Genomic DNA, 14,457 nt, shown 5'->3' with positions numbered 1-14,457 from the left:
TGCCTTGGAACTTCAAACACTGACAAGTCGCCCCGTGGGTTCATGGGGCGGATACGATAAATGTGGTCATTCACTCAAATAGAGGAAGCCACGTAGAGGCTTGCGGTAAGTAACGTAAAACTGAAACAAAAAGGGTGAGCCATAAGCTCACCCTTTTTACATCGTATTTTCGTTATTGAGCCAACCAGTGTTTCACGTGAAACGCTCGCTCCATCAAAACAAACGCTGAGGTTGACCAAAGTAATACCCTTGCAAGTAATCGACCCCCATGTCTTCAGCAATACGGCACACCTGCTCATTATGAACGAACTCCGCCACCGTCTTAGCATTCAGAATCTGGCATAAGCTCACCAACTGCTGAGCGATCTTGCGCTGCTTTTTATCTTTATCAATATTGCGAATCAAACTGCCATCAAGCTTGATCACCTGTGGTTCTAGCTTCAATATCTCATCAATGTTCGAATAGCCCGAACCAAAGTCATCAACAATAATATTCACACCAAGATCGCGGAAGTGATTACACACCTCAATCAAGCGACCGTAATCCTGAATTTGTTCCGTTTCTAACACCTCCAAGCCAATACGCTGTGGGTGACTGATTTTCTTGATCGCTTGTTCAAGGTGAAGAATGGTTTTCTCATTGCTGAAATCTTGTGGCGCTAAATTAATTGAGAACGAATCGGTTCGCTGACTCATAAAATCGAAGGTGCGCGTTATCATCTGACGACTGAGGCGTGTATAGAGATGGGTTCCTTCAATGATTGGCAAGAACTTACCCGGTGCAATTAACTGACCGTCCTCTTCAATTCGAACCAAACACTCGTAGCTCTCTACCTGATGACTGTGTGCTGAAACTATGGGCTGAGAGCACGCCACAATATTCTGATTAAGCACGGCGCGACTCACGCACGACAGCCAACCAAGTTGCTCTTGGCGATGCTTCTCCAATTGAATGAGTGCCTTGGCGCTCACTAGGTGCTTGTTCTGGCTGACAGCGCTGCGCCTCGCATCAATCGCCTTCAACAATAAGTCATCAATAGAGGTAGTCGGGAAATCTCGACGGCTGGCGATACCCGCACAGATAGACACCGACAAGTAATCAATATCGGGTAAACCGGTAGGCTCAAAATTCACATGCTCGGTTTGATCAGCAAATTCCGAGAATCGCTGATGAATATGTTCTTGGCTCGCCCAACTATCAAACACCACCGCCCACTCACCAATACCGATACTGTAGAGCTGACAGCCCTCATCAAAGAACTGCCACAGCGCCTTTTGAAAGTACTCACTCAAATCATGCAGAAGCTTGTCACCCACTCGATAACCATACTTCTCATTGATCTGACCAAAGGTCGTGACCTTCAAAGCTAACAAGTGGCTGTCACTGCTCATCTTCGACAGCTTCTCACGCAACACACTGCGATTGGGTAAACCTGTACGGTGATCAATTCGATAGCTTGCCGTCAATGCGGTGGCTTGCTGCTGAATCTTACTCGCCATGCTGTTGTTCATGTCATCGACATCAAGCAGTGCATTTCGGATCAATGAAAACAGAGGGGATATGTTGGTCGCGGGTTGTGTCTCTAATGGCAATACCGCCTTACCCTCGCCTTCTCTAAGCGCAAGGTAAGTGAGGCTATGGTGCAAGATTCGCTGTTGGCTATTCTCTTGATAAAGTTCTCCCATGCAGTAAACGCCATAGCTATCGGCCAATTTTTGGAAAACCTCAACCTCTTGGTTCCCATCGATAAAGTCGATACGAGAAGTGCAGTTGTAAATGAAGAACTGTTCTGGCCTATGAGAGGCGAGCTGCTGCACGCCCAGTCGTATTTGCTCTAGGGTCAAAGATGGATGGTCATAACAAAACCGGACCTCATCACCCACTTGGAACTGGCCGCTGAATTCTATCTCCCCACTTTCCGTTACCTTGAGCGGTAAGTGAATGTTTTGCTCTTTCGGGTCACCGACCATCAAGGGAAAGTTATGCAGTTGCTCAAAAGGCACTTCGAAGCCATCAGCGAGGTAACGATTGTAGAGTTCGCGAACAGGCATCCCATCCAGTTCCAACAACCGGTTCTCTTGAGCACCGGTCACTCGAAAAGTTCGACCAATCGGATTCCATTCAGTGTAATAACCCTTAGCGATGGAGAGCTCGACACTGTGCAACGCCAACATCACATAGGCATTTTCATAGCAAATGCCATCTAACATCACCCAACGTCCATTATCTGTGATGGTCGATGCTCCGCCGCAGATAGGTAATGAATACCTCGACTGCTCAAACGCTGAAAATAGATCTCGGCTATTTATCTGCAAGCGGTCTGCGAAACAGATGATGCTTTGAGTATTATCATTGCACTCAAGCTGTTGCCACATAGCGTGGCTATCGAGTAATGGTTGTTCGCTATATTCGACAACACCACAAGAGTAAGACGTCGCGTCAAAGCGGCTAACAATCAGATAAAGACCTTGGTGCAGGATGACACCTTGGCTGATGTAGTGGTTAGCACTGCAACCAATCAGTTTGGCATTGGGAAAAGTCGATTGAATCACTTGGCAGGCAGCCAAAACAGAACCTTTCTCGAAAGACGAAAACACCTGAATCAGTAGGCTTTCATGTTGATGAAAATCTATCTTTTCCAATTCACGTTGGGTTTGCTCAATGTCTTGTATCAGGAGAGAAGTCGACTGCATATTCACATTAATCGTTACGTTAATGATTTGTTATTGTGCTTATTATAGATAAGGCTTGCACGGAATACTTACGATCGTGTTATGAATAATGTGACCTTAGTTAGACATCATCCACTCCACCAAAAAGCAGTCATTAATGGCGGCGCAGTACTTTTATCGTCAGTAGTTACACAATGCTAGAAGCTTTAACTGCTAAAACAGTCGCTTAGGCTCACCAAAGTAGTACCCCTGCAGATAATCGACACCCATTTGCTCTGCTATCTCACAAACCTGTTGGTTATGGACAAATTCAGCGACCGTTTTGGCGTTGAACACTTGGCACAAACGAACCAACTGAGAAGCGATGTTTCTTTGTTTTTGGTCTTTGTCGATATTACGAATCAAGCTACCATCGAGCTTAATGATCTGCGGCTCTAGCTTGATAATTTCATCGATGTTGGAGTAACCAGAGCCAAAATCATCAACAATAATTCTCGCCCCGAGAGCACGGAAGTGATCACACACCTCAATCATGCGGCCATAATCTTTAATCTGTTCTGATTCTAAAACCTCTAAACCAAGTCGAGTAGGATCGTTCATACCACTGATCGCAGCCTCAAGCACCTCAAGCGTCTTGTCGCTCAACAAATCTTGTGGGGATAGATTGATAGAAAACGAACTCTGCTTATCTGCCATGTAGCCAATAGTGCTCTTAATCATGTGTCGACTAAGGCGCGTGTATAGGTGGGTGTCAGCAATGATAGGTAAGAACTTTCCTGGTGGCACAATAGTACCATCCGACTCCATGATTCTGACCAAACACTCTTGGCCAATCATTTCGTGCGTACCCGATTCCACAATCGGCTGTGAGTAAGTGATGATGTTCTGATCTAAAATTGCACGGCTCACACAGCTCAACCAACCAAGTTGCTCTTTTCGGTCCTCTTCGCTCACCTGAATGTCTTTGGCATTGGTGATATGGGTATTATTACGCACTCCATAGCGTCGAGCTTCGATCGCTTTCAATAAGATCTCGTCACCACTGTCGGTTAAGAAGTCACAACGACTAGCAAAGCCGCCACACAGAGAAACTGACAAGTAATCAATATCAGCCAAACCATACGGCTCAAAATTTATGTGTTCGATGTCATCGGCGAACTCAACGAAACCTTCTTTTATTTTCGCACTACCAACACTGGCATTAAAGATAATCGCCCACTCTCCGACACCAATACTGAACAGCTCTACTTTCACGCGAGGCTCTTTGACGACACGAAGCTGCAATCGCTCGATGAAGTGATTAGACAGATCAAGCAGTAACTGGTCACCCACTTGATAGCCGTATTTTTCGTTAACTTGATGGAAATTCGTGAGCTTTAACGTGAGTAAGTGTTCACTAAACAGAATAGTATTGAGGCGTTCTTTCAATACGATACGGTTCGGCAAACCAGTACGCGAGTCAATACGATAGCTTTCGGTTAAGCGACGCGCTTGTTGATGGAGTTTCTTTTCCATCTGAGTATTCATACTGTCAAGATCAGCGACTGCATTTCTGACAAGGTTAAGCAATGGCGACACGGTTGAGCCACACTGAAAGTCTTCGCAATGAAACTCTTTAATCTCGTCAGACTCGCGCATAGCGATATAAGTCAGGCTATGGTGCAGTATCTCTTGGCGGTCTTCATTACGGTATAGCTCCCCCATGCAGTAGGCACCACATGTATTCACTATCCCTTCAAATGGCTTGAGCTCAAGTTTACTGTCGATAAACTCAAGTCGAGATACACAGTTATAAATGATCACCGATTCAGGCTGATGCATGGCTAGCATCTCGGCCCCGTGGCGTACCTTTTCTGCAGTGAGAGATGGGTGGTTATAACAAAACTGCGCCTCTTCACCGACATGCCAAGGGCTATCAAACTCGATACTGCCATCATCATTAATACGTAGCGGCGTCGAGATACCCTTCTTTCTGCCAAGTTCTCGATAAAGCGGAAAGCTCATCAGCTGGCTAAAAGGAAGGTCTTTGCCATCCGCAAGGTAATGTTTAAATACTTCAATAGCCGGCTTGTCGTTCAATGCGTATAAGCGATTTCCGATTGCGTGTGTGACTCGTAGCTTCATCCCAATCGGGTTCCACTCAGAGTACGCGTCCGACCAAACCTTCAATCTTGGGTTAGTCAGAGCCACAGCAACACAGGCGTGCTGGTAGGTTTGCTCGTTATACATAACCCAACGGCCAAATTCATTCTCATGGCACAGTCCACCAGCTATCGGCAAGGCGTAAGGTAAATTTTCAAAAGCGCTATAAATAGGATAATCACGCCCTTCAACCTGATCACACAAGCTGATGACCGTTTTGGTGTCTTCTGTAAGGCGCAATTGAAAAGCTAAGTCTTGGCTGTCTTGATTTGGATTGCCGGAAAAAGGCTGGACCGCAGAAGTTAGATGGGTTTCGTTGAACTCACTGATGATAACTAAGGTGCATGCACTTTCAAGACAATTATCACAGATAACATGACGAGCACTCTGACCAATTAGCGTCGCATTGTTTAAACGATTGAGGGCAACACCCGCGATTTGACGAGCTAGATCTGAAGATTGTGCTGAGAAAATTTGAATAAGGTACTGTTTGCTGTCACACCATTCTCGCTGATCAAATTGAGCTCTAAATAACGCCTCAGTATTTGCGAGAAATGTAAATGTTTGCATGCCAACCCTTGTTCAAAATCGAGTGAAGTAATAACCCGCAACCACTGCTATGACTGAAATGAATCGATAAAAAGTAGTCGCCAATTATCCTAGCCTAATCAGGCTTTTATAGGCGACTAATGTAACAATTCACTATCGTAAATGCGACACAATAAGCTTACCAAGCCATTAAATTAGTCGCATAAGATCGCTAAGTTGGTCTATTTCAACATCAGGGAGCACACTCGCCTTAGGGGAGCGGTATAAATTGGAACCAGTGTCATTAAACCAGCACGCCTGGAAGCCATTTTGCTTGGCTCCATAGACATCCGTTTTAAGGTGATCACCAACATGAAGAATATTCTCAGCGTCGCAATCTAGGTGTTGCTGAGCTTTTTCAAACATATCTGGATAGGGTTTTGCTCTGCCATCAGGGCCGGCTTTAAGGATTAATTGAAAGTACTGCCCTAAGGCAATTTTGTGAGGGTCGACATTGCCATTGGTAATCGCAACCAGAGGAATACGTTGGCTAAGTTCAGACATCACTCGATGCGTTTCTTGAGGGACATCGACTTGATTACGCAACCACAAGGCATGCTCAATGCCTTCTCGAGCCGCTTGCTTTGCTTGCGGCAGGGAGTAACCCAATTGCAGCAAACCACTCTTAATCTGAGTTTCACGCCACACGGTGACATCATGTTTCAAAGCTGGGTTTTCAGATGCGACTTGCTGCTTAATGCCCTGCCACTCTTCAAGCGATAAAGAAGCCGACACTGGGTGCTTTTGATAAAGCCACTGTGCCATCTCTTTCTCAACCTTCATGATCACAGGCCAGTTGTCATACAGGGTGTCATCCAAGTCAAAGGTCATGGCTTTAATGGGCTTTAACCCTCGATAAATTCGCATAGTAAACCCTTAAATCTAATCTTTATTCTTCTTACGAGCTCTCGGGTGAGCCTGATCATAAGCCTGTGCTAAGTGTTGGAAATCTAAGTGGGTATACACTTGAGTCGTCGAGATGTTTTCATGGCCAAGCAACTCTTGAACAGCACGAAGATTCTGGCTCGATTCAAGCACATGCGTTGCAAAGGAGTGACGCAGTTTATGCGGGCTAATATGACTCGCGACAGATTGCTTCTTGCCCCACTCTTCCATGCGCTTTTGCACACTGCGGTGAGAGATACGAGTCCCAAGCTTAGAGACAAACAGCGCAGTTTCACCCGGTGAAGCCAATTCACCACGAACTTTGAGCCATTTATCGACCCACTCTTTAGCTAAACCAGAAAAAGGCGCTTTGCGTTCTTTGTCGCCTTTACCAATCACTCGAATTTCGCCTTGTCGACCTAACACATCTTTAAGATTGATGCCGACCAGTTCTGCCAGTCGTAATCCAGCACCATACATCACCTCCATCATCGCTCGATCACGAATCGACAATGGATCGTCCTCATTCACATCAAGCAGTTGACCCACTTCATCAACATCGAGGTTTTTAGGCAAAGGGCGTTGTTTGCGAGGTGCAGAGACACCTTTAGCTGGATTGGCGGTCATTTCGCCACGCAACACAAGGAAATCAAAGAAGCTGCGCAGTGACGATAAGCGCGTTGCAATGCTGCTCGCTTTCATTCCCTCACGCATGCCTTTACTGGCCAGTTGTCTGACCCACGCCGCATCGACTTGCCCCCAATCCTTTAGCCCTAGAGTGACTAAATGACCGGCCATGGTTTCAAGTTGTTGTTTGTAATTACGTTGGGTGTGTAGGCTGAGTCCCTTCTCGCTTCGGAGATACTCATAGAAGCGAGAAAGTGGCTTTTGAAGGCTGTTAGGAAGAGGTATTTTGGGCTCTAGGCTCATTATTTATCTGCCAAGGTAAGGTGTCCGCCAAATGAGCGACAACAAGTGCTAAATGGCGTAAAAAGAGCGTATCCATATGGGGTTGGAAATGTCCGCCATCTTCACTAGAAAAGGCGAGCAAACCCAATGGAGACTGCTTAGCAAGCGGTAGTACTACATAAGAGCCTAGCTCTGGAACTGGATAATCACCAAACAAATCGTGTCTGTCGGCTTTTCTCAAGCGTCCAAGATAAGCATCTTTGCCATTGAAATGGTTAAGCGAAAACTTAGAGTAACCCTCAGCACTCAACTGATAAAAGCCAGATTGCGAAAGAATACGAACATGAGCCTTAAGCCCAAGATCTAACGCTTTTTGTTCAACGGCTTTTATCACCTGCATGAAGTCACTGCATTTCAGCACTTGCGCTTGCAGATCCATAAACTCATAGAAGGTTTTATCGTTATTTGCTGCCAACGACATCAAGCCAGTGATCTCTTCTTCAAGCTCTTCGATTCGATGACGTTGGCGTTTAAGCTGAACCTCAACCAGAGAAACAGCGCCCTGCTCAACGTTATTGATAGCAAGGCGATCAACCAAATCTTTTCGGTCTTGGAAAAAATCTGGGTTATCACGTAAATATTCCGCGACCACTTCTGCGGTGAGTGCGTCGGCTTCAACGTAAGACAAAACCTATCCTTTATTTTTATGAATATATTTGTTTTGGGTCGTTATTAGCAAGAAAGTTGACCATCAAACACATGCGTTGCAGGGCCGGTCATAAACAGAGGTTTACCCGGGCCTTGCCAGCTAATGTGTAAGTCACCGCCTGGTAGACGAACCTTCACATTCTCAGCCAGTAAGCCTTGAGTGATACCCACTGCAACTGCGCCACACGCTCCGCTGCCACATGCCTGAGTTTCACCCGCGCCGCGTTCGTAAACACGTAGACGAACTTCTTCACGGTTAACGACCTGCATAAAGCCAGCATTAACACGCTCAGGGAAACGTTCATGTGATTCAAGTAGTGGGCCTAAGGTGTCCACATCAGCCGTGTCGACGTCATCAACCACGGTAACCACATGTGGGTTACCCATGCTTACCGCACCACAGAATAAGGTGTGTACATCCGTTCTTAGGATATACGTCTTCTCTGGCTGCTTGGCCTTGAATGGAATCTTGCCGGGTTCGAACTCAGGAATGCCCATGTTCACCGTGATCAGGTCATTCTCTTCAATCTTGAGAACCATTTTACCTTTCTTGGTACTCACGTTGATGCTGTACTTATTCGTTAAGCCTTTCATGCGAACGAATCGTGCAAAACAACGTGCACCATTGCCACACTGCTCCACTTCACTGCCATCCGCATTGAATATGCGGTAATGGAAATCAGTTTCTGGATCATAGGGAGCCTCAACCACAAGTAGCTGATCAAAGCCCACGCCAGTGTGACGATCCGCCAAGCGACGGATCAAATCTGGAGAAAAGAAAATATTTTGAGTAATGCAGTCCACGACCATGAAATCATTGCCCAAACCATGCATTTTAGAAAAGTGGAAGTGCATAACGCTTAAAATTACTCCGGAAGAATGTTTTCAAGTTCCCACAGACTCGTAAGCTCTTCACGCTGACGAACCAAGTGAGTTTTATCGCCATCCACCATCACTTCAGCCGCACGCGAACGAGTGTTGTAGTTAGATGACATCGCGAAGCCATAAGCACCCGCTGAACGAACTGCTAGCAGATCACCTTCTTCAAGAACAAGGTCACGATCTTTACCTAGGAAATCGCCTGTCTCACAGATTGGGCCAACCAAATCGTAAGTCACAGTTTCACCCTGACGAGGGCTCACAGGAACAATATCCTGCCAAGCTTGGTAAAGTGCTGGGCGCATTAGATCGTTCATTGCTGCATCGATGATGGCAAAGTTCTTGTGCTCTGTTGGCTTGAGGAACTCGACTTTCGTTAATAATACACCAGCGTTAGCAGCAATCGCTCTTCCAGGCTCGAAAATCAGCTCTAGATCAGAATGATTGTCTAAGCGAGCCAATAAAGCTTTCGCGTAGTCAGAAGGCTGTGGTGGTAATTCATCACGATAAACCACACCCAAGCCGCCACCGACATCAAGGTGTTTGATGTTGATACCGTTAGCACGTAGCTGGTCGATCAGCGCAAGCAGGCGATCGGTTGCATCGATGAAAGGTTCGATATCCGTTAACTGAGAACCAATGTGGCAATCAATACCATGGATAGACAAGTTATCGAGTGTTTTTGCAAACTCATAGACAGCAGGAGCACGGTCGAAAGCGATACCAAACTTGTTATCACGCAGACCAGTAGAGATATAAGGGTGAGTGTTCGCATCAACGTCTGGGTTGATACGCAGTGAAATCGGCGCTTTAACACCAAGCTCACCAGCTACTTTATTCAGTCGCTCTAGTTCTGGTTCAGACTCTACGTTGAAACACTTAATGTTCAACTCAAGCGCACGCTTCATTTCAGCGGCTGTTTTACCGACACCAGAGAATACAACTTTTGCTGGATCGCCACCGGCAGCAACCACACGCTCTAGCTCACCGCCAGAAACGATATCGAAGCCAGAGCCCAAACGAGCCAAAGTATTCAACACGCCAAGGTTTGAGTTAGCTTTAACGGCATAACACACCAAGTGCGGATGCTCACCAACCGATGAATCAAACGCATTCCAGTGGCGTTCTAATGTTGCACGAGAATATACATACAGCGGTGTACCATATTGCTCTGCTAGTTGTGAAAGTGCGACGTCCTCAGCCCAAAGCTGGCCATCTTCCTGATAGTTGAAGTAATCCAAAGTTCTTATCCCTTATAAATAACGATTTCTGCGTGTTTTCACTTATTGTGATTGTTCGGTTTGCTGAACTTCATCAGGATCGTACAAAGGACCCGTTTGACCACAACCAGAAAGTCCAATAACGGACATCATAAATAGAGCAGTAATTAATTTTTTCATTTTGCATATCGTGATTATTAACTCAATGCCCCCTATAATCGCACCACACTCAGGAAAAGCAATAGGATAGAAAGGATGAACGAGACTGAATTTCATCAGCTGGTCGATATACAGATGCAAAACATCGAAGAAGCTATCGATGAATCAGAGGCAGATATTGATTACGAAGTGACTGGTAACGTGATGACGCTGGAGTTTGAGAACCGCAGCCAAATCATCATTAACCGCCAAGAACCAATGAAAGAAATCTGGTTAGCGTCTAAATCTGGTGGCTTTCACTTCAAGCTAGTTGACGACAAGTGGACATGTTCAAAGACGGGCATGGAGCTGTTTGAGATGGTTAAAGAAGAATGCGTGAAGCACGCAGGTGAAGCGATCGATTGGGTCTAATCATTTGTAAGCAAAACTAAAAAGGAGTGAATCAATCACTCCTTTTTCAATATCAATCGGGCTTAGTAAGACTAGATGTTGACTATCTTTGAGCTCCGAGAAGCTAAAGTTGCATCGTTACGATAAGGCACAACGTAAGAATTGCCTTCTTCAGGATGAACGATTTGGTAGTACTGAGGTAGGTTAAAGTTAATCAACTTAGACGACATCTTCGACTCATCTTTTACCGATGTGTAGAAAGAATTCACGCTCGCGATCATCTCATCTTTTTCACCGCTGTACTGGTGGTAGACCTCAACTTGGTTCGACTCGTCCAATACATAAATATTGAAGCCTTTGTCGGTATCTTCGAAAAAGAACTGAATCAAGCCCTCACTCGCAAAACCATCCACCACTTCTGGTAGCTGATACTCTTGCTCTTTATCGAGCATCAGTAAAGGTGAGCCTTTGAGCTTATTGGTTGAGATGCTACGGTAGAAATCGACCGAGTTTTCCAACATCTGTACCGACACACCACGACGTTCGAAGAACAGACCAAACATCTTATTAGCTAAACGAATAGCCTTAAAGCGGCGGCGCTTCTCGGGTTCAATCGGTTTCAATCGTAAATCGATACACTCAGCAAGCAGTTGATACACCATGTTACGCATCACACCACGCAGGTTTTTGCTGTAACAGAACACATCAACCGATTCTGGCGGTAAAGCATCTTGGTGCATTTTGCCAAGCACCGTCTTCAGCGCATCCAGCATTGCCGTATCACCTTGAAAATGCAGCGTACGTACTTCATGCCAAGAGTTACGATAAACTAAGTCGACACTGCCGACTAAGCTCTTACCTTCCTCACCAAAGCTGAAGATATCGGCGTTCTTGAGGTCCACTTTTAATGCACGACCACTTAATTCAGACGTCGGGTCATTTTCAAAGTTGATGAACATCGCTAGCTGGCTTATCTCACACGGGCTCGCCAGTGCTTGCATACTTGGGCGACGCTTACGCAAAGAAAACGTATTACGCAGGTCGCTCACCATTTGATAGAACTTATCGATATCGATGTGAGCGTCACGTACCACAGAGTGCAAACGTGTCGACTCGGTAATCAAGCCATTAAAAAACGACCATGCTACCAACTTACTCAAGTACTCATGGTGCTCTAGAGAAGGCTGACCAAGAATGCGGTGTGCAACCAGTGGCTGCTTATACAAGTACCAACCTGCTTTATTCGACTGACCCTGACGAACTTCGATGAAGCTCAAGTCGGGTTCATGCAGATCCGGAGAGATTTGTGGGTTCAGCAGTGTCACTTTACCTGGCAATACCTCAAACGCAGCGTAAAGCTTACGTGCCAAGATGCTGATATCTTGTGGACTGATTGCCGAAGTGATGTCGTTACGACGCGCAAATTGAATCAGATTACGATAGCTCAGCATCAAGGCATCAAGCAGTGCATGGTGCACCACTTTAACCTGCTCAACCTTCCAGTTACGGCGGTTATCGAGCTCAGCAATGGTTTCATGTCCCCAATTCCAAGATTTAGTCATCTCGGTTAAGGCTTCACGACGCCACGCAACGGAGCCAATGCCCGCATCTCGTGACAACTTCTCGTGGGTCTTAAGATAAAAACAGCGCCTCACCAAGTCCAATCGAGTATGGTCGTTAATACGCTCTAGGTAGCGCGTTACCTTCTCAAGCATCAGATAGTAACTATCCATGCCATACAGATCCGGTTCATCCGCGAAGAAGCGACGCTTGGTATCAATACTCAGCAGTTGGGTGTTTGGGTATTCCCATGAATAGGCTTCTAACAGGATCGCCTTCAAAACCGATTTATACGGTGAGTCGATACTCTTATAGAGCTGCCACAGGTTTGAACCAAAGTACTCTTCAGCGGGAATGCGATTCAGCTTGCCGAAATCGATCCACTGCGAGCAATCAAGATAGCCATCCTGACACAAACCTTGAACATACTCGTCGTAACACTCTTCCATTTCTGGCGGAATGATTTGCCACAACAAACGCTGACCAGCCAAACGAACCGCAGAGCGATAAAACTCATCAAGCAATAATAAGTGCTGTGAAGAACCACAGTTATCGCCGGTCATCTCTTCTGAATGGTTCGAACGGAAACGCTCTTCATCCATCAAGAAGAAGTTCGCTTCTACTCCCAAGGTTTCAGCCCAATCGGTAATCAAGAGACACTTGTTGGTTAGGCTATCGCGAGAGGCGCCATCCATATCCGGGGAAACACACACCCAGATATCAAGATCACTTGAAGTGCTTTGACCAATAGAAGAAGTACTACCCATGGTGTACAAGCCAAGGATTGCTGGTTCATCCGTCTCGGTGAGTTTGCCACCCAGCGTTAATTCGGTATCAGAGACAAATTGCTTTTGGAATTCATTAAGCGTGAAGCTACGAATTCCAAAAGGAACTTGTTGGTCATAATAACCAGGCATCATCGGGTGATTGAAGTGAAGCAGTGCGGGAATAAGGTTGAATACTCGCTGGCCTTGCACATTCATCAACGCCAACGCACGATCAATGCGCTGCTGATTTAGATTGTCTAATCGTTGAATCAAAGTTTGAGTGTAAGCCTGCAAGGTAAGTCCTTGGTTTGAGGTTAAGTGCAGTTCTGTTTAGTTACTGAACGAAAGGAGCAACAAAACGTGATCAATTTAACACTTTTACCCTTAATGGTAAAGCAAAGGAACCCGTCATACTGGTCAATTCCTTGATGACAGAAAGTTAAACTCACGGCGCCGTAGTGTCCTCTTTATTGACTATTTCTAATAATAGCCCATGTTTCAAATGAGATACTAATCACACTATTTTGGTGAACTCATGAAAATCTCTCAGCTATCAAAGTATGGAATGATCAAACAGTAAGAATTCTCGCCTCATAATGGTAGGATTAGGCTATTACAGAACCTATATCGGAAACACCATGACAAATTCAGCACCAATCCGTATCGCGACCAGAAAAAGCCCTCTTGCCCTTTGGCAGGCATACTTTGTAAGGGATGCACTGCAAGCTGCTCACCCTGGTTTAGAGGTTGAGTTGGTAACTATGGTGACCAAAGGTGACATCATCCTCGACACTCCGCTTGCTAAAGTGGGTGGTAAAGGACTGTTCGTTAAAGAACTTGAAGTAGCAATGCTAGAAGGTCGTGCTGACCTAGCCGTTCACTCAATGAAAGATGTACCTGTCGACTTCCCTGAAGGTCTAGGTCTGGTAACGATTTGTGAGCGCGAAGATCCGCGTGACGCTTTCGTATCAAACACTTACAACAACATCGACGAACTCCCACAAGGTGCTGTCGTAGGTACATGTAGCCTGCGTCGCCAATGCCAACTGTTAGAATACCGCCCTGACCTCATCATCAAAGAGCTACGCGGCAACGTTGGAACTCGTCTAGGTAAACTCGATGATGGTCAATACGATGCGATCGTACTGGCTGCTGCAGGTCTTAAACGTCTAGAGCTAGAAGAGCGTATTCGTAGCTTCATCGAACCAGAACAGTCTCTCCCTGCTGTTGGCCAAGGCGCTGTTGGTATTGAGTGTCGCCTTGATGACGAGCGTCTGATTAAACTCCTTGAACCACTGAATCATAAAGACACGGCTGATCGTGTACTGTGCGAACGTGCAATGAACCTTACCCTAGAAGGTGGCTGTCAGGTTCCTATCGGCAGCTACTCATTATTAGATGGCGAAAACATCTGGCTACGTGCATTAGTTGGTGAACCGGACGGTTCTAAGATGGTTCGTGGTGAGATCTCTGGCCCTCGCAAAGATGCAGAAGCACTTGGCGTGACTCTGGCAAATCAATTGCTGGATGATGGCGCGAGAGAGATCTTAACCAAGCTCTACGTTGACCAAGAATAA

At 45.9% G+C, this 14,457-nt stretch carries 11 protein-coding genes; 2 read left to right on the top strand and 9 right to left on the bottom strand.

Annotation, left to right across the window (positions count from 1 at the left end):
• Positions 1-213: 213 nt before the first annotated feature.
• The 8 genes from AB6F11_RS17185 to lptM all read right to left on the bottom strand — a co-directional run bounded on the left by AB6F11_RS17185 (position 214) and on the right by lptM (position 10,184).
• On the bottom strand, positions 214-2,694 hold the full coding sequence (locus tag AB6F11_RS17185; protein ID WP_102394386.1) for an EAL domain-containing protein: 2,481 nt from the start codon (positions 2,692-2,694) through the stop codon (positions 214-216).
• Positions 2,695-2,886: 192 nt separating this feature from the next.
• Positions 2,887-5,385 (bottom strand): EAL domain-containing protein, encoded by a 2,499-nt coding sequence (locus AB6F11_RS17180; RefSeq protein ID WP_102394387.1) that lies wholly within the window; start codon positions 5,383-5,385, stop codon positions 2,887-2,889.
• A 168-nt stretch (positions 5,386-5,553) separates the two neighbouring features.
• Positions 5,554-6,270 (bottom strand): 5-amino-6-(5-phospho-D-ribitylamino)uracil phosphatase YigB, encoded by a 717-nt coding sequence (gene yigB / locus AB6F11_RS17175; RefSeq protein ID WP_102394388.1) that lies wholly within the window; start codon positions 6,268-6,270, stop codon positions 5,554-5,556.
• 15 nt (positions 6,271-6,285) lie between these two features.
• Positions 6,286-7,218: a tyrosine recombinase XerC gene (gene xerC / locus AB6F11_RS17170; RefSeq protein ID WP_017061015.1), complete on the bottom strand. Its 933-nt coding sequence runs from the start codon at positions 7,216-7,218 to the stop codon at positions 6,286-6,288.
• Positions 7,187-7,885 (bottom strand): DUF484 family protein, encoded by a 699-nt coding sequence (locus AB6F11_RS17165; RefSeq protein WP_017061014.1) that lies wholly within the window; start codon positions 7,883-7,885, stop codon positions 7,187-7,189. The genes xerC and AB6F11_RS17165 overlap by 32 nt, the downstream gene beginning before the upstream one ends.
• 44 nt (positions 7,886-7,929) lie before the next feature.
• A complete protein-coding gene (gene dapF, locus AB6F11_RS17160; RefSeq protein ID WP_017061013.1) occupies positions 7,930-8,760 on the bottom strand; it encodes a diaminopimelate epimerase in 831 nt (276 codons plus the stop codon).
• An 11-nt stretch (positions 8,761-8,771) separates the two neighbouring features.
• Entirely contained in the window at positions 8,772-10,025 is a 1,254-nt protein-coding gene (gene lysA, locus AB6F11_RS17155; protein ID WP_017066756.1) for a diaminopimelate decarboxylase, read from the bottom strand.
• A 42-nt stretch (positions 10,026-10,067) separates the two neighbouring features.
• Entirely contained in the window at positions 10,068-10,184 is a 117-nt protein-coding gene (gene lptM, locus AB6F11_RS21700; protein ID WP_017068592.1) for an LPS translocon maturation chaperone LptM, read from the bottom strand.
• A 75-nt stretch (positions 10,185-10,259) separates the two neighbouring features.
• Here lptM and cyaY point away from each other — a divergent pair, with 75 nt between their 5' ends.
• Positions 10,260-10,574, top strand: a complete 315-nt coding sequence (gene cyaY / locus AB6F11_RS17145; protein WP_017061010.1) for an iron donor protein CyaY — start codon at positions 10,260-10,262, stop codon at positions 10,572-10,574.
• Positions 10,575-10,645: 71 nt separating this feature from the next.
• On the opposite strand, the gene AB6F11_RS17140 is transcribed toward cyaY, so the two are convergent.
• Complete coding sequence (locus AB6F11_RS17140) at positions 10,646-13,174, bottom strand: class I adenylate cyclase (protein ID WP_017066755.1); 2,529 nt, start codon at positions 13,172-13,174, stop codon at positions 10,646-10,648.
• 344 nt (positions 13,175-13,518) lie between these two features.
• Here AB6F11_RS17140 and hemC point away from each other — a divergent pair, with 344 nt between their 5' ends.
• A complete protein-coding gene (hemC, locus tag AB6F11_RS17135; RefSeq protein ID WP_017061008.1) occupies positions 13,519-14,457 on the top strand; it encodes a hydroxymethylbilane synthase in 939 nt (312 codons plus the stop codon).

Source organism: Vibrio sp. 10N.247.311.14 (assembly GCF_041467715.1).
Taxonomy (GTDB): domain Bacteria; phylum Pseudomonadota; class Gammaproteobacteria; order Enterobacterales; family Vibrionaceae; genus Vibrio; species Vibrio crassostreae_C.
The sequence above is the reverse complement of the archived record's forward strand: the minus strand, read 5'-3'. Positions and strand labels throughout refer to the sequence as shown.